Raw genomic sequence first — 22,275 nt, 5'->3', positions numbered from 1 at the left:
GTCCTTTATTCCTTGTTGCCGGGGGTTTCGGCGCCCGGCTTGTTGTCGTCGCTGACGCCCTGTTCGGCCTGGACGTCCTGGACGGAGCGCAGCTCGGCGTCCTCCTTCGGCACGCGGGTGGTTTCTTTTTCGTTCGGGCGTTTGCCCAGCAGGTAGTAGTCCAGCGCCTTGCGCACGATGGGCGCGGCCACGCCGGCGCCGAAGCCGCCGTTCTCCACCACCACCGCGATGGCGATGCGCGGCTTGTCGGCCGGGGCGAAGGCGGTGTAGAGCGCGTTGTCGCGCAGGCGTTCGGCGATCAGGTTGGCGTTGTACTTCTCGTTCTTCTTGATCGCCACCAGCTGCGCGGTACCGGTCTTGCCGCCCGAGGTGTAGCCGGCGCCGACGAACGCGCGCGCCGCCGTGCCGCCGGTGGTCACGCCCACCATGGCATTCTTGATGATGTCGATATGCTCCTGCTTGAGCGGGATGCGGTAGCTTTCCTTGGGCACCGTCAGCTTGCGCGCGCGCGTGACGCTGTCCTCGATGATCTTCACCAGGTGCGGCTTCATCACGATGCCGTTGTTGGCCAGGTTGGAGACCGCGTGCGCCATCTGCAAAGGCGTGTAGCTGTTAAAGCCGTTGCCGATGGCGATGGAGATGGTGTCGCCGCCGACCCATTTCTGCGCCGCCGGATTCTTCTTGAAACGGTTGCGCTTCCATTCCTTGGACGGCAGCACGCCCTGCTTCTCGTGTTCCAGGTCGATGCCGGTCAACTGGCCGAAGCCGAACGGTTTCATGAAGTCGGTGATGGCGTCGATGCCCATATCGTTACCGAGCATGTAGTAGTAGGTGTCGCAGGATTCGACGATGGACTTGTACATGTCCACCGTTCCGTGGCCGCCCGGTTTATCGTCGCGGAACTTGTGGCCACCCAGCGTGAACGAACCCGGATCGAAGATGGTCTGCCCCGGTGTGCGTTTGCCCAGCTCCAGCGCGGCCAGCGCCATGAAGGGCTTGAAGGTGGACCCCGGCGGATAGGTGCCCGACAGAGGGCGGTTCACCATCGGCTTGTCCAGCGAAGTATTAAGCTCGTTCCAGCTTTGCGAGTCGATACCGTCGACGAACAGGTTGGGATCGTAGCCGGGGCGCGATACGTAGGCCAGGATGTCGCCCGTCTCCGGTTCGATGGCGACCAGCGCGCCGCGCCATTCGCCGAAGGCTTCCTCGATCACCTTCTGCAGCTCGATGTCGATCGACAGTATCAGGTTGCTGCCTGGCTTGGCGGGCGTGCGCGACAAGGTGCGGACGGCGCGGCCGCCGGCCGATTTCTCCACTTCCTCGTAGCCGCTGACGCCGTGCAGCTGCTTCTCGTAGCTCTTCTCCAGGCCTTCCTTGCCGATATGGTCGGTGCCGTTGTAGTTGGCGGCGTCCTCGCCATCGGCGATGGCCTTGGCTTCCGACGTGTTGATGCGGCCGATGTAGCCGATCACGTGCGAGGCGATCTCGCCCAGCGGGTACTGGCGGAACAGGCGCGCCTGCACTTCCACGCCGGGGAAGCGGAAGCGCTGCGCCGAGAAGCGCGCCACTTCCTCGTCGGTCAGGCGGGTGCGCAGCGGCACGCTCTCGAAGCCCTTCGATTCCTCCAGCAGCTTCTTGAAGCGCTTGCGGTCCTTGGGCTCCACCGTGATCAGCTTGGACAGCTCGTCGATGGTTTCGTCCAGCGTGGCGCTCAACTTGGACGGCGTGATCTCCAGCGTAAAGGCCGAGTAGTTGCGCGCCAGGACCACGCCGTTGCGGTCCAAAATCAGCCCGCGATTGGGCTCGATCGGCACCAGGGCGATACGGTTACCTTCGGCCTGGGCGACGTAGTCGCTATGCTTGTAGACCTGCAGCCAGACGAAGCGCACCAGCAGCGCGGCGAAGCAGAAGAACACCAGCGCGCCCAGCACCGTCAGGCGCAGGCGGAACTGGTGCAGCTCGCGTTGGTTGTCCTTGAGTTCAGTCATGATGCTCAGTCATGGTGCTCGGTCACTGCGCGACCGGGGCGTCAAATCGGGCGGGTGTGGTCGCGGTCGACCGCGCGGCGCTGGGGCGCCAGCAGCAGCCAGGTCGCCAGCGGCCACAGGGCCACGGCGATCACGCTTTCGACAAAGTAGAACCAGCCGGGGAATTTGCCGGACACGAAGAAGCGCACGATCAGCTGCACCGATTGCGCCATCAGCAGCAGCGGGAACACGTGCATGGCCTGCGTCAGCAACGGGAACCACAGCACCCGGCGATGCAGCATGATCGCGAAGTAGGACAGCAGCGTGTAAGCCAGCGCGTTCTCGCCCAGCAGCGTGGAGTCATGCACGTCCATCAGCAGGCCAAGGAAGAAGGCGGTGCCGATGCCGACCTTGCGCGGCTGGTGCACACCCCAGAACACCAGCACCAGCGCCACGAAGTCCGGCACGCCGATGAAGTTCCCCCAGGGGAGCAGGTTCAGTAGAAACGCGCAGAACAGGCTGAAGGCGATGAACAGCGGGCTGACCGGCAGCAGGATATAGTGGGGGCGATTCATCGTGCCGGTTCCTTCGGTTTGGTGGCTGCAGGCGCGCCTGCGGCTGGCGCGGCGGCCGGTGCGGCCCCCTGCGCGGTCGGCGTTGCGGTGGCCGGTGTGGCGCCTCGCGCGGCTGGCGTTGCGGCGCCTGGTGTTCCGGCGGCCGGCGTACCGGTGCCGGTCGTCGCGGCGCCAAGCGTGGCAGCGGCGGCGGGCGCAGGTTTCGGCGCGGGCGGCGGCATCACCGGCATCAGGCCGGGCGGGCCGGCCGGCGCAGCCGCGGGCGCGGTGCCGGCGGGGGCCGGATCGACGCCCTCTTTCGGCGCCTCCTTGACCGGCGCCATCTTGTTGTTGTGCTTCTTGAGCGCGCGCGCCTCCTCATCCGGCGGACGCGGAGGCATCTCCGGCGCCGACATCAAAATCAGCAACTGCGTATGGTTGGAGATGCCGGCCAGCGGCTGGCACACCACGCCGCCGAACGATCCGGCCGCGCTGTTTTCCACCTGGCTCACGCGCGCCACCGCCAGGCCGGCCGGATAGACGCCGTCCAGGCCCGAGGTGACGACGATGTCGCCCACCTGGATGTCCGCGTTGGGCGCCGTGAAGCGCAGCTCCAGCGCGCCGGACTTGCCGCGGCCATAGGCTACGCTGCGCAAGCCGTTGCGCAGCAGCTGCACGGGAATCGCCTGCTCCTTATCGGTCAGCAGCGTCACTTCGGAGGTAAAGGGGAACACGCGCGTGACCTGGCCGACCACGCCCTGGTTGTCGATCACCGGCAGGCCGAGGGCCACGCCCTGCTGGGTGCCACGGTCGAGGATCACCTTACGGCTGTTGACATCGCGCGCGTCGTACAGGATCTCGGCCAGCATGGACTTCACCGGCAAATGCTCGCGCGCGTCCATCAGGCGGCGCAGCTGGTTGTTTTCGGCCGTCTGGAGCTGCGCCTGCTGCAGCACCAGCGCGCCGGCGATCTGCTGGCGTTTCAGCTCGCGCACCTGCTTTTCCATCGACGACAAACTGGAGAAATAATCGCCGACGCCGTAGATGGCGTCGCGCGGCATCAGGGCCGCCATTTGCAGCGGATACAGCACGGTACCCGCCACCTTGCGCACCGTGGCCAGCGTGTGCATGCGTGAATCGACCAGCAGCAGTGCAATCGAAATGCACGCAAAAACCGTCATCTTGACGCGGGCGGAGGCGCCTTGCTTGAAAAGTGGCGGAGGACTGTATTCCATGACTTCCAATAATCCGGCGCTCGCGCGCCAACGAGACTGTCAACTCATCCCAATGCATCGGGGCCGCTGTTTCGCGGCCCCGTCTTTGTCAGATCATTCGTAGGAGAAGATCGAGCCCAGTTGGTCCATCCGCTCCAGCGCCATGCCGGAGCCGCGCACCACGCAAGTCAGCGGATCTTCCGCCACCAGCACCGGCAAGCCGGTTTCCTCCATCAGCAGGCGATCCAGGTCGCGCAGCAGCGCGCCGCCGCCGGTCAGCATCATGCCTTTTTCCGCGATGTCGGCGCCCAGTTCGGGCGGCGTCTGTTCCAGCGCGTTCTTCACGGCCGAGACGATGTTGTTCAGCGGGTCGGTCAGCGCTTCCAGGATCTCGTTGGACGAAATCGTGAACGAGCGCGGGATGCCTTCGGACAGGTTGCGGCCCTTGACTTCCATCTCCTTCACTTCCGAACCAGGGAAGGCCGAACCGATGGCCTTCTTGATCGCTTCCGCGGTCTGTTCGCCGATCAGCATGCCGTAGTTGCGGCGGATGTAGTTGACGATGGCTTCGTCGAACTTGTCGCCGCCCACGCGCACGGAGCCCTTGTACACCATGCCGCCCAGCGAGATGATGCCCACCTCGGTGGTGCCGCCGCCGATGTCGACCACCATCGAGCCGGTTGCATCCGACACCGGCAGGCCGGCGCCGATCGCCGCAGCCATCGGCTCTTCGATCAGGTAGACCTGCGAGGCGCCGGCGCCCAGCGCCGATTCGCGGATCGCGCGGCGCTCAACCTGGGTCGAGCCGCACGGCACGCAGATGATGATGCGCGGCGAAGGACGGAAGAATTTGGAGTCGTGCACCATGCGGATGAACTGCTTCAGCATTTGCTCGGTAACGGTGAAGTCGGCGATCACGCCGTCTTTCATCGGGCGGATCGCCTCGATGTTGCCTGGGACCTTGCCCAGCATCTGTTTTGCTTCTTTACCGACCGCCTGGATCGTCTTCTTGCCGTTGGGGCCGCCTTCCTGGCGGATCGCGACTACCGAAGGCTCATCGAGGACGATGCCCTGGCCGCGAACGTAGATCAAGGTGTTGGCCGTGCCCAAGTCGATGGCCAGATCGGTGGAAATATACCTGCGTAAAAAACCAAACATGTGTGTCCTGTGGCGCTACTGGTGTGCGCGTAAGCCGTTAGAAAGAAATCCTGTGGTGAGGCGGCGGCTGCAATGATTCGGCGCCGGCAACGCATCAACCCGCCATTCTACCTTATAATTTGAATGCGATTTGCCGAAAATCCCGCCAAAAGTGTATCGGTTGAGTCCGCGAATTAAGCGGTAATCCTTTGCTTTTGCCAGCGAATAGGCAGAATTTCCAGTTTTTTATCAATATTACAATTAAACCTAGCGCGGCCCGTCCGCGCCATTCGCCATGTCCCTGACCCTATCCGACGTAACCCGCATTGCCAAACTGGCACAACTTGAGATGAGCGAGCAGCAGACCGCCACGGCGCTGGATCAACTGAATGGCATTTTTGCGCTGGCCGAACAGATGCAGGCGGTCGACACCGAAGGCGTCGCCCCGCTGAGCCATCCGCTGGCCGCGCACATGAACAACATCGCCCTGCGCCTGCGCGAAGACGTGGCCACCGAGGCCAATCGCCGCGAGGACTACCAGGCCGTCGCGCCCAAGACCCAGGACGGCCTGTACCTGGTGCCTAAGGTTATTGAATAAGGTGATCGAATAAGAACGCCGCCGACGTCCCGACGCCTTCCCGATCACCGAATCTGAATTGAAACGCCATGCACACCAAAACCATTAAAGAGCTGTCCGCTCTGCTGCAAAGCAAAGCCATTACCGCCACCGAACTGGCCACGCACTTCCTCGACCGCATCGAGAAGAGCGACTTGAACGCCTTCCTGCACGTGGACCGCGCGCTGACCCTGGCGCAAGCCGCCGAGGCGGACGCCCGCATCGCCGCCGGCACCGCCACGCCGCTGACCGGCGTGCCGATCGCGCACAAGGACATCTTCGTCACCCGCGACTGGCGCTCGACCGCCGGCTCGAAAATGCTGGCCAACTACGTCAGCCCGTTCGACGCCACCGTGGTGGAGAAGTTCCGCGCGGCCGGCATGGTCACGCTGGGCAAATTGAACTGCGACGAATTCGCCATGGGCTCGGCCAATGAAAACTCGGCCTTCGGCGCCGTGAAGAACCCGTGGGACAAGAACGCCGTGCCTGGCGGTTCCTCGGGCGGTTCCGCCGCCGCCGTGGCCGCGCGCCTGGCGCCGGCCGTCACCGGCACCGACACCGGCGGCTCGATCCGCCAGCCGGCCGCCTTCTGCGGCATCACCGGCATCAAGCCGACCTACGGCCGCGTATCGCGCTTCGGCATGATTGCCTTCGCCTCGTCGCTGGACCAGGGCGGCCCGATGGCGCAAACCGCCGAAGACTGCGCGCTGCTGCTCAACGCCATGGCCGGCTTCGACGAACGCGACTCGACCTCGCTCACGCCTGAAATGGGCGGCATCGACGAAGACTACACCCGCGAACTGGGCCAGCCGCTGGCGGGCCTGCGCATCGGCGTGCCAAAGGAATACTTCGGCGAAGGCCTGGCCAAGGACGTGGAAGACGCCGTGCGCGCCGCGCTGGCCAAGTACGTCGAGATGGGCGCGACCCTGGTCGACATCTCGCTGCCGAACACCGCGCTGTCGATCCCTGCCTACTACATGATCGCGCCGGCCGAAGCCTCGTCCAACCTGTCGCGCTTTGACGGTGTGCGCTACGGCCACCGTGCATCGGAGTACAAGGACCTGTCGGACATGTACCGCAAGACCCGCGCCGAAGGCTTCGGCGCCGAAGTCAAACGCCGCATCATGGTCGGCACCTATGTGCTGTGCCACGGCTACTACGACGCCTACTACCTGAAGGCGCAAAAGATCCGCCGCCTGATCGCGCAGGATTTCGAAGCGGTGCTGAACGGCCCGAACGCCGTCTGCGACGTCATCATGGGACCGGTCGCGCCGACCGTGGCCTGGGACCTGGGCGACAAGTCCGACGACCCGGTGGCCGCCTACCTGGCCGACATCTACACGCTGTCCACCAGCCTGGCCGGCCTGCCCGGCATGTCGATCCCGGTCGGCTTCGGCGCAAAGAACCGTCCTGTGGGCCTGCAGATCATCGGCAAGCATTTCGGCGAAGCGAAGCTGCTGAACGTCGCCCACCAGTACCAGCTGGCGACCGACTGGCACACCCGCGCACCTGCCGGCATCTAACACACCAAATACAGCGAGAACAATATGGAATGGGAAGTCGTCATCGGTCTTGAGAACCACGTGCAGCTCACGACCGAATCTAAAATTTTCAGCGGATCGCCGATCAAGTTCGGCGCAGAACCCAACACCCAGGCCAGCCCTGTGGACCTGGCGCTGCCAGGCGTGCTGCCGGTGATGAACAAGCAGGCGGTGGACCGCGCGATCCGCTTCGGCCTGGCCGTGGGCGCGAAGATCGCGCCGGCGTCCATCTTCGCCCGCAAGAACTACTTCTACCCCGACCTGCCGAAGGGCTACCAGATCAGCCAATTCGAAGACCCTGTGGTCATCGGCGGCGCGCTGACCTTCGGCTACGAGAAGGATGGCGAATTCGTCACCAAGACCGTCAACCTGACGCGCGCCCACCTGGAAGAAGACGCCGGCAAATCGCTGCACGAAGACTACGCCGGCATGAGCGGCATCGACTTGAACCGCGCCGGCACGCCGCTGCTGGAAATCGTCTCCGAGCCTGAGATCCGCAGCGCGGCCGAAGCCGTGGCCTACGCCAAGGCGCTGCACTCGCTGGTGATGTGGCTGGGCGTCTGCGACGGCAATATGCAGGAAGGCTCGTTCCGCTGCGACGTCAACGTCTCCGTGCGTCCGAAAGGCCAGAAGGAATTCGGCACCCGCTGCGAAATCAAGAACCTGAACTCGTTCCGCTTCATCGAGGAAGCGGTGCACGTCGAAGTGCGCCGCCAGATCGAATTGATCGAAGACGGCGGCAAGGTGGTGCAAGCCACGCGCCTGTACGATCCGGACCGCAAAGAGACGCGCGAAATGCGCAGCAAGGAAGACGCGCAGGACTACCGCTACTTCCCGGACCCGGACCTGCCGCCGCTGGTGATCTCCGAGGAGTGGATCGCCAAGGTGAAAGCCTCGATGCCGGAACTGCCGGGCGCGATGCGCGAACGCTTCGTCAGCGAATACGCCCTGCCGGAATATGACTCGCTGGTGCTGACCGCGTCGAAAGCGATGGCGACCTACTTCGTCGCCGTGGTGGAAAAAGCCGGCAAGGAAAACGCCAAGGCCGCCGCCAACTGGCTGATGGGCGACGTGTCGTCGACGCTGAACCGCGAAGGCGTGGACATCGCCGACGCACCGGTCTCGCCGGCGCAACTGGCGCTGATGTTGAAGCGGATCGCCGACGGCACCATCAACAACAAGACCGCGAAAGAACTGTTCGGCGACATGTGGGCAGCCAAGTCGTCCGACGACAACCTGGTCGATGTGCTGATCGACACCAAAGGCCTGAAGCAGATCTCCGACACCGGCGCGCTGGAAGCGATCGTCAACGACGTCATTGCCGCCAACGAGAAATCGGTGGAGCAGTACCGTGCCGGCAAGGAAGCGGCGATCAACTCGCTGATCGGCCAGGCGATGAAAGCCTCGCGCGGCAAAGCCAACCCGGCGCAGCTGACCGAGCTGCTGAAGGCCAAACTGGCCGGCTGATAGCCTCACTTCTAAAAAAACCGTCCGCCTGAACGCGTACAAGATCGCGTTCGGTGCCGACGGTTTTTTTTCGCCCCCCGCACGTCCGTGAGAATGCGCGAGTATTCAGGGATCGCAAACTGCTATCCTGTTCAACCTTACGACTGAAAACCAAATTCAATGACAGATACGAGAATACGCCTGGCGGTTCCTGAAGACGCGGCAGCCATCGCCGCGATGGCCGTGGCGCTGACCGAAGAAATCTCCCTGCGCCTGGGCGCCAAGACTTTCAACCTGGAGCTGCAAAAGACCGCCAGCTTGTGCCATGCCTTGCTGCGCGAGGAAAAATACCTGGCGCTGATCGCCATCGCGGAAGGTGAGGCGATCGGCTTCGTCGGCATCTCCGAAGGCCGCGCGCTGTACGCGGAAGGCGCGCTGGCGACCATGCAGGAATTCTTCGTCTCCCCGCCCTTCCGCGCCAACGGCGTCGGCGGCCTGCTGCTCAACGCCGCCGCCGAACTGGCGCGCAAGCGGCGCTGGAACCGCCTGGAAGTGTGCACGCCGCCGCTGCCGGAATTCGACCGCAGCCTGGCGTTCTATGAGCGTCATGGCTTCGAAGTCACCGGCGGCCGCAAGATGAAGCGTCTTTTCGCGGAAGCCCAATGAAAAAACTGATTGCACTGCTGGCGCTAACGTTGTCCACGCTGGCCCACGCCGATGTCGTCGACTGGCCGCTGAGCTACGACGGCCAGTCCACCAATACCTTCATCTGGGACAAGCGCGCCAAGCCGCTGATCCAGACGCGCGTGCCGTCCAAGTTGTCCAGGGACGTCATCGCTGGATTGGGCGGTCCGCCGGATCCGGTGTTCGTGGTGGATAAGCGCTACGTCAGCGCCTCGGCATGCGAGGCGCACGCCTGTCCGGAAAAGGGCTTCTTCTGGATCGACACCCAGACCGGACAGGGCCTGGGCGCGGTCATTTACGATGGTGAGCTGCGGCTGGGTTCCAACAGCCTGTCCTCGGCGCAGATCCCGGTTGCGGCCCGGCGCGCGCTGATCGACTGGACGAGCGCCAACGACATCAAGGTGACCAGTGTCGAATTCATCGACCGTACCGGCGCCAGCGCCAGCATCGACGCCGCGCTATTCAAGCCTGCACCGCACTTCGAGCCGGCGGCCGGCGGACCATCCTACGACTGCAAAGCCGCCGCCACGCGCGTGGAAAAAACCATCTGCGCCGACTCCGAACTGGCCGAGCAGGACATGGCGCTGGCCAAGCTGCTCAAGGAAATCCGCCAAGGACATGCCACCATCGCCGCCCGCAACGAGCTGCGCGACTTCCAGCGCAAATGGTTGAAGGAGCGCGACGCCGCCTGCAAAACCGCCGCCAACATCAACATCTGTCTGGGCAATCAATACCAGTCCCAGCACGAGCGCCTGATGAACTGGAAACCGGCGCAATAACCATTGGGTTCCTTACTCAAGCCTTTGCTTTGTCTGCTCCTGGTTGCCGGGTCTCGCCTCGCCTGCGCGTCGGCGCCGCTGCTCACCGAGTACACCCACACAGCATGGACCGAACTGAATGGCGCGCCGACGAGCGTGACCAAGTTCGCCCAGGGCGCCGACGGCTGGCTGTGGATCGCCACGCCTACCGGCCTGTTTCGCTTTGACGGGGTGCGTTTCGAGCGCTCCGATAAGGTCTACGGCCACCCGCTCGATTCCAGCAACATCATGGCGCTGACCACCGCGCCCGATGGCGCGCTGTGGGTCGGCTATCGCGTCGGCGGCGTGTCCGTGTTCAGGCATGATGGCGCCCACACCTACGCGGAACGCGACGGCTTGCAGCCGGTCGGCGTCATGCATATCGAGGCCGCGCCGGATGGCACGATCTGGGCGGCGATGCGCGACGGCGTGGCAGTGTTGGCGGCGGGCGCCAGCCGTTTCCGCTACCTGAGCGCAGAGGCGGGACTGCCAAGCCAGGGCGTGTTCCAGATTATGTTCGCCCGCGACGGCACCACATGGATCGGAACGAATTCGGGCGCCTACTATCGCAAGCCGGGCGAGACCCGCTTCACGCAGGCGTGGCCGCACGTGACGCTGGTCTGGCTCTGCGAGGCGCCGGATGGCACCATATGGGGCAACGATTTCAAGGACGGCTACTACAAGGTGCGCATGTCGCCGCCCGCCGCCATCGAGCCGCCCAAACCAGAACTCGATGGATACGGCATGATCTTCGACCGTCAGGGAACGATGTGGATGCTGCATACCGATAACCTGGAGCGTAGGGTCGCGCCGGCCGAATCCAGTCCGCCGGACCAGCGGCTGTCGAAGGAAAATGGCCTCAGCGGTCCTATGCTCAGCACGAAGTTCCTGGACCGCGAAGGCAATCTGTGGATCGGCACATCGCGCGGGATAGACCGGCTACGGCCCAATCGCTTGCGAACCATGCCCGTCGTCAAACAGCTGGAATACCCCGCGCTGGTGGCCGGCCCTTCAGGCGATGTCTGGGTGGGGGACTACGCCGCCGACCTTTGGCGCTACAACCTCGAAGGGCGCGTCAGCCGCGAGGTCGCAGGTCCGCTAACGGCCAGCTACACGGCGCCGGACGGCGTCCTGTGGGTGGGCGGAACGGAGTCCCTGCAACGGCGCGATCGCGACGGCGCGCTGACTTCGATTCCCTATCCCGCCGAACTGAAAGGCCTGCGCGTCCACGCCCTGCAGCAGGACCGCGATGGCGCGTTGTGGGCCTCGTTCGCGTCGGGCAAAGGCGTGTACAAACTCGTAGCGGGCCAATGGACCAAGTCGGGTGGCCTGCAGGGCATCTCCGATCTGCTGGCAACCTCCATGGCCCGCGATGGCAAGGGCAGCCTGTGGATGGGCCATCTGCGCAACCTGGTCACGGTCATCGACGGCGCCAAGGTGCACACATTGGGCCCGACGGATGGCCTGCAACTCGGCACGGTCATGGATCTGTACTTCGACGGAAGCGCCATGTGGGTGGGCGGAGAACAGGGCGTCGCGCTGTATCGCGACGGCCGCTTCGCCGCCCTGCACGGCGAGCGAGGTGAAGATTTTCGCGGCGTCTCCGGCATCGTGCGGCTGCCCGGCGGCGACCTGTGGCTGCACGGCGCCGACGGCCTTTATCGCATCGCCGCCGCCGATATCGCCGCGTGGTTGAAGAACGGCCACGCCGCCGTGGCTTTCGAACGCTTCGACGCGCAGGACGGCATGCAGGGCCACGCGCCGCAACTGCGGCCGGTGCCCTCGCTGATGCGCTCACGCGACGGCGTGCTGTGGTTCGCGACGACGGCTTCGATCGGCACCATCGACCCGGCCCGCATCCTGCGCAATCCGCTGGCGCCGCCGGTGGAAGTGACCAGCGTGGTGGCCGACAACGCACGCTACGCCATCCCCCAGATGCGCGCACTCACCCTGCCGGCGGGCACACAGAATCTGCAGGTCGACTTCACGGCACTGAGCCTGTCGATACCGGAGCGGGTGCGGCTGCGCTACCGGCTGTCCGGCCTCGATCCCGCGTGGCAGGAGCCGGTGGGCCGCAGGCAAGCGTATTACACCAATCTGGCGCCGGGCAAATACCGGTTTGAAGTCATCGCGTCGAACGAGGACAATCTCTGGAACGCCAAGGGCGCCACGCTGGAGATAGAGATCCCGCCAACGTTTGTGCAAAGCGGCTGGTTCAAACTGCTGCTGGTGGCGCTTGGCCTGCTGCTGCTGTGCTCCGCCTACGCGCTGCGGATACGCTTCCTCACGCAACGTATGCAGGAGCGCTTGCAGGAACGCCTGGCGGAGCGCACACGCATCGCGCGCGCCTTGCACGACACGCTGCTGCAAAGCATACAGGCGCTGCTCATGTCTTTCGACACGCACAGCCGCCATCTGAAGGAAGGCACGCAGGAGCGCACGCGCCTGGACCAGACGCTCAATCTTGCGGAACAATTGCTGGTGGAAGGACGCGATCAGATCATGGACCTGCGGGCATCGGCCTCGCCGGATGCGCTGGAACTGACGCTTGAGCACTTCGGCAAAGGATTGGCCGAACATCGCTCGCATGCCTTCGACATGACGATCAGCGGCACGCCGAGACCATTGCGCCCCAAGGTGCACGAAGAGATCTACGCCATCGGCCGCGAGGCCCTGTTCAACGCCTCGCGCTACGCGGACGCTGGCCGGATCGAACTTGCGCTGGAATTCGGCACTGGCGCCTTCGTCATGCGCGTGCGCGACGACGGCCGCGGGATGGACGAATCGGTCGCCGCAACCGGCCACCGGCCCGGCCACTGGGGACTGACGGGAATGCGCGAGCGCGCCCAAGCCATCGGCGCCAGCCTGGAAATCGACAGCAAGCCAAGCGCCGGCACACAAATCACGGTGACGGTTCCCGGCAAGACGGCTTACTGAGCTCCCCATGACCATTAGCCCCCTACCCTCACCGCTGACGCAACGCCTGATCGACATGGTCCGCTCCTCGGCGGAGCTGATGGCCGCGCTGTTGGCCGCCCGCAGCCTCGGGCTGGAAAGCTGGTGCATAGGCGCGGGTGCCGTGCGCACGCTGGTGTGGGATGCGCTGCACGGCCACGCAAGCACCATGCCGCTGGCCGACGTCGACCTGGTCCACTTCGCCCCGGACGCGCCACCGCAGCGCGACGCGGAACTGGAGGCGCGGCTGCGCCAACTGATGCCGGCGCTGGAATGGGAGGTGACCAACCAGGCGCACGTTCACACATGGTTCATGCGCGAATTCGGCCGCGAGGTCGCGCCGCTGCTGTCGCTGGAGGATGGCGTGGCGACTTGGCCGGAGTATGCGACCTGCATCGGCGTCGCACTCGACGCGAACGATACCATCAGCGTTATCGCTCCACACGGCCTGGAAGACCTGTTCGAACTGCGCGTACGCCACAACCCGGCACGCGCCGATGTCCACACCTTCCGCCACCGCGTCGTCTCCAAGCGCTTTGCGCAGCGCTGGCCGCTGCTGGTTATCGAATCACTCCAGTAGCGCGGCAATCGCCAGCGGCGTGCTGCTGGTGACCACCTGCCCCGCCTCCGGCAGCGCGGCAAAGCGATAGACGAACACCCTGAACGTAGTGACGACATCGCCGCTGAAGGCCGGTCCCTCCTTCGGCGCCAGCATGGTGACGGCGCCACCGGCCGCATGGAACCGCACCTGCGACGTGTCGCTCTTCGGATACGAGAACTGCACGCCGGCGCAGCTCTTTCCTGTGGCCTCGCCGGAGTAGCGCAGATACGCCAGCAGCTGGTCGCAGGCGGTGCGCAGGTCGGCGGCGGCGTAGACGCCGTCCGGCCGCGTCACGATGGACACCCAGGCGCCGGACTTGAGCTGCCCCGCCTTGCGATTCACTGTCAGCTCCGCGTTGTCGTCATAGGCCGCCTTGGAGAACGGGAACACCGCGCGTCCCAGCGCATCGAGCGGCAGCGCCACATGGGCGGTCTTGCCGTTGAGCGTCAGCCGCAGGCCGTCCATCGGCACGCTCTTGTCGCGCGGACGTATCCGGAAGTGGTTCTGCAAAAACTGTTTGGGCTTGCCATACTTCTCAAACCAGATCATCTGGCGATAGGCGTCGCGATACTCGATCCAGTCGGAGTCCTCCTGCGCGCCGGCGAACGCCGGCAGCAAGGCAAGACAGAGCAGGAGGAGTTTGAACATGCCGCTTAAAACCGGTAAGCCAGTCCGCTGGACCACGTGATGAAATTGCGGCGGTCGACGAAGGGCGCTTCGGCAGGTCCGTTGCCCAACCGCGCGCCGGTGATCGAGCTGTTGACCAGCCACTTGCTGCTCAAGGCCCAGTTCCAGTTGACGCCCACGCTCACCGACATCACGCCGGCGGAAGGACGGTAATCGCGCACGCCACCGGTGGCGGTGCGGACTTCATACAACTCGCGCATCACCGGATCGCTGGCCAGCGACACGCCGGCCGACAGCGTCACCGTATGATGGGGCGCCGGCGGCGGCAAGGTTTTCTGCATGCCCACCTGGCCACGGAAGCCATGGGCGCTGGTGTCATACACGAGGTTCGACGTCACCCGCGTCTCGTCGCCGAGGTAGTAGTTGAAAAAACCGCCGGCATCCAGCGAACCCCGGACCGGATGCGTACCATGCAGGCGCCGGCTGTCACCGGGATTGCGCGCATCGCTGGCGAGGATCAGCGGCCCATATTCCACGCCAGCCGTTTCGGACAGGTGCATCCCGAGCACGCCGTTGGCCGACACAAAGATCCCGTTGCTCCACTGGACCTGGAACAGCGGCCGCAGGATCACGGGGCGCGTCTCGCCCTCCGCCGCAGCCGTCCTGGTGGTGAAGGCCAGCCCCGCGTACATGTCCTTGCTCCCATCGGGCATCATCAATCCGGCGGTGTTTTCGGCCAGCGCCGGAACGCATGCGGCCAACAGCAAAAGTAGCGGGGATAGCTTATTCATGTATTCCTTAAAAATCGAAACGCACACCCAGGGCGAAACGATCAGTCTTGGCGGTGAAGCCGTCATGTTCGAGTTTATTGGTGTGTTCCAGTTCCAGCTGCAGCGCCACGTCCTTGGCCACCAGATAGGAGGCGCCCACGCTCAGGTACAAGCCGGTCTTGTTCACCGATGCCCCCGCCGGAGAGTTTTTGCCGCTGATATCCATCTTCAGGCGCCCCTGTCCAACGCCTGCCTTGCCGAACAGGGACCAGTCCTCGCTCAGCTTCCACGCGCCGCGCGCCGCCAGATAGGCGGTGTTGAGGCGGGCCTTGAGCTGGTAGCCGGGATTGAGATCGAAGCTGGTCGAGCCGCTATCGGTGCGGTAGCCGGCTTCCAGCGCCCACACCGGCGACAGGTCGTAACCTGCAAACAGACCAAATGGCGTCGCCTTCTTGACCTCACTGCGCTCGGTCGTCACGCCGTTCTCCGTGTACTTGATATGGCCATTGGTCTGGGGGCTGATATTCGCGCCGACGTACACTCCTTCGGCATGGGCCAGCGAGCTTGCGGCGAGGGCGACGAATGCGGTGCAGATGATTTTTTTCATATTCAGAATCCAGGTTGAAGTAGGAGCCTCCAATGTTAGGCACCCATCGCCGCGGAATCCGCTTCGGTCTGTCCTTGAATTGTCCTCAATTTGTAGGCGCCATTTGTATAGAAAGTGTACGAATGTGTACCCGATTGTCGAAAATGCCACATGAGCGCCGCGCTCCACTACAATACCCACGAAAATGGAGGCGCGATGCAGCGTGTAATGCTGGTGGAGGACGATGCGCGGCTGGCCGCGCTGGTCAAGGAATACCTGGACGAATACGATTACGCGGTCGACGTGGTGACACGCGGCGACCGCGCGCTCGACCATTTCCGCGATACCCAGCCGGACCTGGTGATACTCGACCTGACGCTGCCCGGCGTCGACGGCTTGGTGGTGTGCCGCCAGCTGCGCCAGCTCAGCGCCGTGCCGATCCTGATCCTGACCGCGCGCGAGGACAGCTTCGACGAAGTCTCCGGCCTCGAACAGGGCGCCGACGACTACGTCAACAAACCGGTGCAGCCCCGCGTGCTGCTGGCCCGCCTGCGCGCATTGCAGCGGCGCGGCAGCGGCGCCGCCAGCAGCGACATCGTCATCGGCCAGTTGCGCATCTCGCGCGAGAACCGCACGGTCCACTGGCGCGGCGCGGAAGTGGCGATGAACAGCGCGGAGTTCAAACTGTTCGCGATCCTGGCCGGCGCCTCCGGCAAGGTCATGTCACGCAACGACATCCTGGTCAAGATGCGCGGCATCGAATTCGACGGTCTCGATCGCAGCATCGACAACTGCATCTCCCGCCTGCGCCGCAAATTCGGCGACGGCGGTTCCGAGCGCATCAAGACTGTCTGGGGCGAAGGTTATCTGTTCAGCCCCTCGGCCTGGGAATGAACCGGCTTTTCTGGCGCTTCGCATTGCTGGTGGTGCTGGCCATCACGCTGGCCACCTGCGCGATCTACTTCACCTTCAGCCGCCTGTTCGGCGATCCGCTGGAGGAGATCGCGCGCCGCCAGGCCGCCGGCCAGATCTTCCTGCTGGAGCAGTACATCGACAAGGCGCCCGCCGACGAATGGCTGCCGCGCCTGAACAAGGTGCGCGAGGTATCCGAAGCCACGCTTGAACTGCAGCCGCTGAAGGAGGTGCTGGCGGCGCTGCCCTCCTCCAAACGCGGCCAGCTGCTGCAAGGCGCGGTGGTGATCGATGTCGGCGGCAAAGGCTTCTACCGCCGCGTCGACACGACCGGAGCGCGCTACATCGGCAGCGACGACGACGTGATCCACGCCCAGCGCCTGCCCATCGACATCGGCCAGGCGCTGGGCATGGAGGCCATCCGTTTCGCCGTGATCGCGCTGTTCCTGCTGGTGCCGATAGGCTGGTGGTCGCGCCGGCACTGGCGCGGTTTGCTGGCGCTGTCGAAGGTGGCCGACGATTTCGGCCAGGGCGACCTGGCGGCGCGGGCCGAGGTGCGGCCGGCGTCCAGCATCGCGCCGCTGGCCGGCCGCATCAACGACATGGCCGAGCGTATCGGCTCGCTGATGGAGGCCCGCAAACACCTGCTGCATTCGGTGTCGCACGAACTGCGCACGCCGATCGCGCGGCTGGAGTTCGGCCTGGAGCTGCTGCGCGAGCGCCACGCGGCCGACGATCCGGCGCTGCAAAAGCGCATCGCGGCGATGGAGATCGATGTCGAGGAATTGAAAACGCTGGTCAACGAGCTGCTTGGCCTGACGCAGCTCGACCAGGCGCAATCCATGCCACGCCAGCCGTTCGCGCTGGCGCCGCTGCTGCGGGAATGCACGCCGCCCGCCCAGTTGCGCCAGCGGTTCAGCGCCAGCATCGCCGGCGACCTGGGCGAGCTGCAAGGAGACGCCCGCCTGCTGGCGCGTGCCGTCAACAACCTGCTGGGGAACGCAGCCAAGTACGCGGAGGGTCGCATCGTGCTGTCGGCCGCGCGCGATGGCGGCGCCCTGCGCATCGCGGTGGAGGACGACGGCCCCGGCATCCCGCCCGAAGCGCGCGAGCGCGTGTTTGAGCCATTCTGCCGGCTGGAACGCGAGCAGGACTACGCCACCTCTGGCTACGGCCTGGGACTGTCCATCACCGCCAAAGCCGTCGAGCTGCACGGCGGCGCCATCGCCATCGACGATTCCCCACTGGGCGGCGCGCGCTTCACCATCACTTTGTAGACAACTCTGTCTACGCAAAGCAACACGCTGCCGCACCGTTAAAAACTAAAGTATACATTTTTGTCTAGACAGACTAATCTACAAATACTTTAGCAAGCCGACAAGAGACACACCATGAGCATACCCAAACCAACCGCCGCCGAACTCGATCTGCTGCAGGCATTGTGGCCACTCGGCTCGGCCACCGCCAAGCAGGTCCACGAAGCTATGCTGGAAGAGAAGCCGGACCTGGCCTACGGCACCGTGCTGCGCCTGATGCAGATCATGCACACCAAGGGCATCCTGATTCGCGACGAGAGCCAGCGCTCGCACGTGTACGCGCCGGCGCAGGCGCAGGACGCTCTGCAAACCAACCTGCTGAAGGACTTGATGCAGAAGGCCTTCGCCGGCTCGGCCAAGGCGCTGGTGCTGGCGGCGCTGCGCTCCGGGATCTCGAAGAAGGAGCGCGAAGAGATCGAGAAAATCCTCAAGGATGAAAAAAAATGAACGCCTTCATTTTCGCCCTCGGCCTCACATTGATGCACTTCCTGTGGCAAGGCCTGCTGCTGGGCTGCGCCACCGCCATCGCCCTCACGCTGCTGCGCAACAGCCGCGCCGAATACCGCTACCTGGTGGCCTGCTCGGCGCTGATGGCTTGCCTGTGCTGGCCGGCGGTCGAGCTGTATCAGCGCCTGTACGGCGCCACGGACGGCGCCACCGTCATCGGCGCCGGCCTGCTGCGCCACGCCGCGCAAAGCATGGTCGGCGGCGGAGAGCCATTCGACCTGCGCGACTCAATGCGCGGCATCGTCAGCCTGTGGGCCTTGTGCGCCATGCTGCTGTCGCTGCGCATGATCCTCGGCCTGCTGTGGATAGACCGCGCCGCTAGACAATGCGACTGCGCCCACCGCCAGGACCAGCTGCGCTGGGAGGCGCAACTGCAACGGCTGGCGGCGCGCTTCGGTGTCGGACGCGCGGTGCGGCTGCGCATCGTCGACACGATCGCCAGTCCGATCACCGCCGGCTGGTGGCGTCCGGTGGTGCTGCTGCCGGCCGCGCTGGTGGCGGGCATGCCGCCCGATTTGCTGGAGGCGCTGCTGGCGCACGAAATGGCGCACATCCAGCGCCACGATTACCTGGTCAACCTGCTGCAGAACGTGATCGAAACGCTGCTGTTCTACCACCCTGCCGTCTGGTGGATTTCGAACCGCATCCGTGTCGAGCGCGAACTGATCGCGGATGATTTCGCAGCAAGGCAGCTCGGCGAACCGCGGCGTCTGGCCCTTGCACTTTCGGAGCTGGAGCGTCTCCAGTTCTCAACTCACCACCTGGCCCAAGCGGCCAATGGAGGAAATTTGATGGATCGTATTCAACGTTTGTGCCGCCCTGCCCCGAAGGCCTTGAACTGGAAAGCCGCCGTGCCGATGCTGGGACTCGCGCTGGCCTGCATGTCGATCTACGCGGAGGCCGTGGCCGCCGACAAGGTCGCCGAGCAGACGGTGCACGCCCTGGCCGACTTCAGCACCTGCGACAAGCCAAAATGGCCGGAAGGCGCGATGGCCCGCAAGGAAAGCGGCACCGTTACGCTGAAGTTCCTGATCGGCGCCGATGGCAAGTTCAAGAAATCGCAGGTGCAGAAATCCAGCGGCCACCCGGACCTGGACGAAGCTGCGCGCGCCGGCATCGAGAAGTGCGGCTTCAAGCCCGCCCTCAAGGCCGGCAAACCAGTGGAGTCCTGGATGCAGTTGCAGTACGTCTGGGTGTTGGAGTAAGCCTCAGTGGGCAGGGCCTAACGCCATCCATTCCAGGATGTCGGCGAAGACCTGCTCGCGATTGAGTTCGTTGAAGTTCTCGTGGTAGTTCTGCGGATGCCGCTGGTAGGTCAACAGCGCCGGCGGCACCGATTTCAGCATGCGCTCCGCCGCGTCGGCGTCGGCCAGCTTGTCGTCGCCGGCCACCACCGCGAACAGCCGGTGCGACCATGCGGGCATGCGCGCCGCCAGTCCCTGCTGCGCATTTGTCAGCGCGTTGGCGAAACGGACCGTGATCTCGGTGGCGCGAATGCCGTCGCGCTCATCGTCATGATGGCGGGCGGTGATGGCGCTGTCGTGGGTCAGCAGGTCGGTCAACGGCGCCAGCGGCACCTTCATGCGCGGCACCAGCGCGCCCAGCACGCCGGCCATCGCCTGCAGCACCGGCGACACCTTGATCGCGTTCACGTAGTACGGCGACGACAGGATGAAGCCCTTGATGGCGGCGTCGCCGGCAAAGTGGCCCAGGCCCAAGTGGGTGGCGATCAGCGCGCCCATCGAATGGCCCATCACGTAGACCGGCACGTCCGGATATTGCTGCTTAACCCATCGCAGGAAGACCACGCTGTCCTCCAGGAAGACATGGAAGCCGGGGATGTCGACGCGGCGCGCGTCCTGGTGGCCGCACAGGTCGTAGGCCACGGTGGCGATGCCGTGCTGGCGGAAGTACAGCGCCGGCGTGACGTAGTCGCCGGCGTGCGCCATGCCGCCGTGGATGGCCAGGATCACCGCGCGCGGCGCGGCGCCGGCAGGCTCCCAGATGTGGACGCGGCGCTCGGCCTGCGGACCGGCGCGGAAGCTGGCCAGGCGGTCTTCGGCAAACCGCATCAGGCGGTGATGCTCAGATTGATGCCCATTTCGACCAGCAGCTTCAGGTCGGCCAGCGAGAAGTCCAGGCTGGGGGTGGCTTCGCCGCGTTCGGTGGTGAAGGAGATGCGCAGCTCGGCCGCGACGTCGGAACGCTCGAAGTGGATGCCGCGCGCCTGGCACTCGGCCAGGTAGTGGCGGATCTGCTTGAGCAGTTCGTCCGGATTCATGTCGGTACCGACCGCGACGTAGAAGCCGGAGTCCAGGCGAACCCGGCCGTCGGGCTTGACGTCGCCTTTTTGCCAGTCACTGTCCGGCTCGGTCGGCAGGCCGTCGCGGACGTCGATCAAACCTTCGTCGTCGCCATGCACCTTCAGGGTTGCGATGTTCATGAATTAGCCTTTATCGTCTCCGGGATACCGAATTAGGTTACACCAAAGAAATTTCAAAGTCTAGCAATATGGCTTGTTAGACAATACCGTAGCGGGTGCGGTAGGCGGCCACCGCGTCCTTGTATTGCACCAGCTGCGGATCGGCGCCGGCGCCGTTCAGGTAGCTGAACAGGTCGTCCAGGTTGCCGATTGAAATCACCGGGATATTGTAGGTCTTGGCCACTTCCTGCACCGCCGAGTTGGGCGACAGCTGGCCGTCCTTGCCCGAGCGCTCCATGCGGTCCAGCGCGATCAGCACGGCGCACGGTTCGGCGCCGGCGGCGCGTATCATGTCCACCGACTCGCGCACCGAGGTGCCGGCCGAGATCACGTCGTCGATGATGACGACCTTGCCCTGCAGCTTGGCGCCGACGATGGTGCCGCCCTCGCCGTGGTCCTTGGCTTCCTTGCGGTTGAAGGCGAACGAGGTGTTGCGGCCCTTGCCGGCCAGCGCCACCGCGGTGGCCGAGGCCAGCGTGATGCCCTTGTAGGCGGGGCCGAACAGCATGTCGAACTCGACGCCGGAATCCAGCAGCGTTTGCGCGTAGAACTGGGCCAGCTGGGCCAGCGTGGCGCCGTCGTGGAACAGGCCGGCGTTGAAGAAGTACGGCGACTGGCGCCCGGCCTTGGTGGTGAACTCGCCGAAGCGCAACACACCGGTCTTGACCGAAAATTCGATAAATTGCTGACGTAAGCTGTCCATACTGCCTCATTTCTGTAAAGTGCCTGTATTTTACCGCTACACTAGCGCATTCCAAAATTTACGCATTGAATCGACCATGCCAAAAATCATCTCCGCCAATCTGAACGGCATCCGTTCCGCCTCGAGCAAGGGCTTCTTCAAATGGATGGCCACGCAGGACGCCGATTTCGTCTGTGTGCAGGAATTGAAGGCCCAGGCGCCGGACATGACGCCCGAATTCCTCAACCCGGGCGGCTACCACGGCCACTTCCACTATGCCGAGAAAAAAGGCTATTCCGGCACCGGCGTCTACAGCAAGATCGAGCCGGACCGCGTGGTGATCGGCTTCGGCTCGCCGGAATTCGACGCCGAGGGCCGCTACGTGCGTTGCGATTTCGGCAACCTGACGGTGATTTCGGTGTACTGCCCGTCCGGCTCGTCGGGACCTGAGCGCCAGGAAGCCAAGTTCCGCTTCATGGACCTGTTCCTGCCACACCTGCAGTCGCTGCACGCCGAAGGGCGCGAAGTGGTGATCTGCGGCGACTGGAACATCGCCCATAAAGAAATCGACCTGAAGAACTGGAAAGGCAACAAGAAGAACTCCGGCTTCCTGCCGGAAGAGCGCGAATGGATGACGCGCATCTTCGACGAGGTGGGCTTTGTGGACGTGCACCGCGGGCTCGATCCGCGCGAAGAGCAGTACACCTGGTGGAGCAACCGCGGCCAGGCCTACGCCAAGAACGTCGGCTGGCGCATCGACTACCATGTCGCCACCCCGGGCATCGCCGCCAAGGCCACCACGGTCGCGATCTACAAGGAAGAAAAGTTCTCCGACCACGCGCCGCTGACCATTACCTACGCCTAAACCGTTGCAAACCCAT

22 protein-coding genes are annotated in these 22,275 nt (G+C 64.5%); 12 read left to right on the top strand and 10 right to left on the bottom strand.

Translation table 11 applies throughout. From position 1 onward, the window contains the following. Window positions 1-5: 5 nt before the first annotated feature. The 4 genes from mrdA to ACUJB0_RS09415 all read right to left on the bottom strand — a co-directional run bounded on the left by mrdA (window position 6) and on the right by ACUJB0_RS09415 (window position 4,893). Window positions 6-1,988 (bottom strand): penicillin-binding protein 2, encoded by a 1,983-nt coding sequence (gene mrdA, locus ACUJB0_RS09430; protein WP_444845000.1) that lies wholly within the window; start codon window positions 1,986-1,988, stop codon window positions 6-8. Window positions 1,989-2,029: 41 nt separating this feature from the next. Then, complete coding sequence (gene mreD, locus ACUJB0_RS09425) at window positions 2,030-2,542, bottom strand: rod shape-determining protein MreD (RefSeq protein ID WP_008445012.1); 513 nt, start codon at window positions 2,540-2,542, stop codon at window positions 2,030-2,032. Next, the gene (gene mreC, locus ACUJB0_RS09420) at window positions 2,539-3,756 is read right to left on the bottom strand and encodes a rod shape-determining protein MreC (RefSeq protein WP_444844999.1); all 1,218 of its coding nucleotides are present in this window, start codon (window positions 3,754-3,756) and stop codon (window positions 2,539-2,541) included. The genes mreD and mreC overlap by 4 nt, the downstream gene beginning before the upstream one ends. A gap of 93 nt (window positions 3,757-3,849) precedes the next feature. Continuing rightward, window positions 3,850-4,893, bottom strand: a complete 1,044-nt coding sequence (locus ACUJB0_RS09415; RefSeq protein WP_008445008.1) for a rod shape-determining protein — start codon at window positions 4,891-4,893, stop codon at window positions 3,850-3,852. 274 nt (window positions 4,894-5,167) lie between these two features. Between ACUJB0_RS09415 and gatC the strand changes: the two genes are divergently transcribed. From gatC to ACUJB0_RS09380, 7 genes are all read left to right on the top strand, one after another. After that, window positions 5,168-5,470: an Asp-tRNA(Asn)/Glu-tRNA(Gln) amidotransferase subunit GatC gene (gatC, locus tag ACUJB0_RS09410; protein ID WP_117013317.1), complete on the top strand. Its 303-nt coding sequence runs from the start codon at window positions 5,168-5,170 to the stop codon at window positions 5,468-5,470. Window positions 5,471-5,538: 68 nt separating this feature from the next. Beyond that, a complete protein-coding gene (gene gatA / locus ACUJB0_RS09405; protein WP_152805480.1) occupies window positions 5,539-7,011 on the top strand; it encodes an Asp-tRNA(Asn)/Glu-tRNA(Gln) amidotransferase subunit GatA in 1,473 nt (490 codons plus the stop codon). 24 nt (window positions 7,012-7,035) lie between these two features. Beyond that, window positions 7,036-8,496, top strand: a complete 1,461-nt coding sequence (gatB, locus tag ACUJB0_RS09400; RefSeq protein WP_444844998.1) for an Asp-tRNA(Asn)/Glu-tRNA(Gln) amidotransferase subunit GatB — start codon at window positions 7,036-7,038, stop codon at window positions 8,494-8,496. A gap of 159 nt (window positions 8,497-8,655) precedes the next feature. After that, the gene (locus tag ACUJB0_RS09395; RefSeq protein ID WP_444844997.1) at window positions 8,656-9,141 is read left to right on the top strand and encodes a GNAT family N-acetyltransferase; all 486 of its coding nucleotides are present in this window, start codon (window positions 8,656-8,658) and stop codon (window positions 9,139-9,141) included. Beyond that, window positions 9,138-9,938, top strand: a complete 801-nt coding sequence (locus ACUJB0_RS09390) for a lysozyme inhibitor LprI family protein (protein ID WP_444844996.1) — start codon at window positions 9,138-9,140, stop codon at window positions 9,936-9,938. Before ACUJB0_RS09395 ends, ACUJB0_RS09390 begins: the two co-directional genes overlap by 4 nt. A 24-nt stretch (window positions 9,939-9,962) precedes the next feature. Beyond that, entirely contained in the window at window positions 9,963-12,893 is a 2,931-nt protein-coding gene (locus ACUJB0_RS09385) for a sensor histidine kinase (protein WP_444844995.1), read from the top strand. Window positions 12,894-12,900: 7 nt separating this feature from the next. Continuing rightward, a complete protein-coding gene (locus ACUJB0_RS09380) occupies window positions 12,901-13,491 on the top strand; it encodes a nucleotidyltransferase family protein (protein ID WP_444844994.1) in 591 nt (196 codons plus the stop codon). Here the strand turns inward: ACUJB0_RS09380 and ACUJB0_RS09375 are convergent. From ACUJB0_RS09375 to ACUJB0_RS09365, 3 genes are read right to left on the bottom strand one after another with little or no spacing between them, the layout of a single operon-like run. Beyond that, a complete protein-coding gene (locus ACUJB0_RS09375; RefSeq protein ID WP_444844993.1) occupies window positions 13,480-14,160 on the bottom strand; it encodes a hypothetical protein in 681 nt (226 codons plus the stop codon). The two genes, ACUJB0_RS09380 and ACUJB0_RS09375, sit on opposite strands and share 12 nt — an antisense overlap. 5 nt (window positions 14,161-14,165) lie before the next feature. Further along, window positions 14,166-14,930 carry a MipA/OmpV family protein gene (locus ACUJB0_RS09370; RefSeq protein WP_444844992.1) on the bottom strand — a complete coding sequence of 255 codons (765 nt, stop codon included), beginning with the start codon at window positions 14,928-14,930 and terminating at the stop codon, window positions 14,166-14,168. A 7-nt stretch (window positions 14,931-14,937) separates the two neighbouring features. After that, window positions 14,938-15,516 carry a porin family protein gene (locus ACUJB0_RS09365; RefSeq protein WP_444844991.1) on the bottom strand — a complete coding sequence of 193 codons (579 nt, stop codon included), beginning with the start codon at window positions 15,514-15,516 and terminating at the stop codon, window positions 14,938-14,940. Between the two features lie 195 nt (window positions 15,517-15,711). Between ACUJB0_RS09365 and ACUJB0_RS09360 the strand changes: the two genes are divergently transcribed. The 4 genes from ACUJB0_RS09360 (at window position 15,712) to ACUJB0_RS09345 (ending at window position 19,435) form a co-directional block, all read left to right on the top strand. Continuing rightward, window positions 15,712-16,389 (top strand): response regulator, encoded by a 678-nt coding sequence (locus ACUJB0_RS09360; protein ID WP_444845554.1) that lies wholly within the window; start codon window positions 15,712-15,714, stop codon window positions 16,387-16,389. Then, the gene (locus ACUJB0_RS09355; RefSeq protein WP_444844990.1) at window positions 16,386-17,684 is read left to right on the top strand and encodes an ATP-binding protein; all 1,299 of its coding nucleotides are present in this window, start codon (window positions 16,386-16,388) and stop codon (window positions 17,682-17,684) included. The genes ACUJB0_RS09360 and ACUJB0_RS09355 overlap by 4 nt, the downstream gene beginning before the upstream one ends. Before the next feature lie 114 nt (window positions 17,685-17,798). After that, entirely contained in the window at window positions 17,799-18,170 is a 372-nt protein-coding gene (locus ACUJB0_RS09350; protein WP_117012818.1) for a BlaI/MecI/CopY family transcriptional regulator, read from the top strand. Continuing rightward, window positions 18,167-19,435: a TonB family protein gene (locus tag ACUJB0_RS09345; RefSeq protein WP_444844989.1), complete on the top strand. Its 1,269-nt coding sequence runs from the start codon at window positions 18,167-18,169 to the stop codon at window positions 19,433-19,435. Before ACUJB0_RS09350 ends, ACUJB0_RS09345 begins: the two co-directional genes overlap by 4 nt. Before the next feature lie 3 nt (window positions 19,436-19,438). Here ACUJB0_RS09345 and ACUJB0_RS09340 read toward each other — a convergent pair whose 3' ends face one another. From ACUJB0_RS09340 to pyrE, 3 genes are all read right to left on the bottom strand, one after another. Next, complete coding sequence (locus tag ACUJB0_RS09340; RefSeq protein WP_444844988.1) at window positions 19,439-20,302, bottom strand: alpha/beta fold hydrolase; 864 nt, start codon at window positions 20,300-20,302, stop codon at window positions 19,439-19,441. Continuing rightward, the gene (locus tag ACUJB0_RS09335; RefSeq protein ID WP_444844987.1) at window positions 20,302-20,673 is read right to left on the bottom strand and encodes a DUF4279 domain-containing protein; all 372 of its coding nucleotides are present in this window, start codon (window positions 20,671-20,673) and stop codon (window positions 20,302-20,304) included. The genes ACUJB0_RS09340 and ACUJB0_RS09335 overlap by 1 nt, the downstream gene beginning before the upstream one ends. Before the next feature lie 76 nt (window positions 20,674-20,749). Then, window positions 20,750-21,415 (bottom strand): orotate phosphoribosyltransferase, encoded by a 666-nt coding sequence (gene pyrE, locus ACUJB0_RS09330; RefSeq protein WP_444844986.1) that lies wholly within the window; start codon window positions 21,413-21,415, stop codon window positions 20,750-20,752. Window positions 21,416-21,491: 76 nt separating this feature from the next. Between pyrE and ACUJB0_RS09325 the strand changes: the two genes are divergently transcribed. Further along, complete coding sequence (locus ACUJB0_RS09325) at window positions 21,492-22,259, top strand: exodeoxyribonuclease III (protein ID WP_117012813.1); 768 nt, start codon at window positions 21,492-21,494, stop codon at window positions 22,257-22,259. Window positions 22,260-22,275: the final 16 nt, after the last annotated feature.

Origin of the sequence: Duganella caerulea, assembly GCF_040362985.1 — a bacterium.
Classification (GTDB): Bacteria; Pseudomonadota; Gammaproteobacteria; order Burkholderiales; family Burkholderiaceae_D; genus Rugamonas; species Rugamonas vulcania.
Note: the sequence above shows the minus strand (reverse complement) of the source record. Positions and strands in the feature narration are given on the sequence as shown.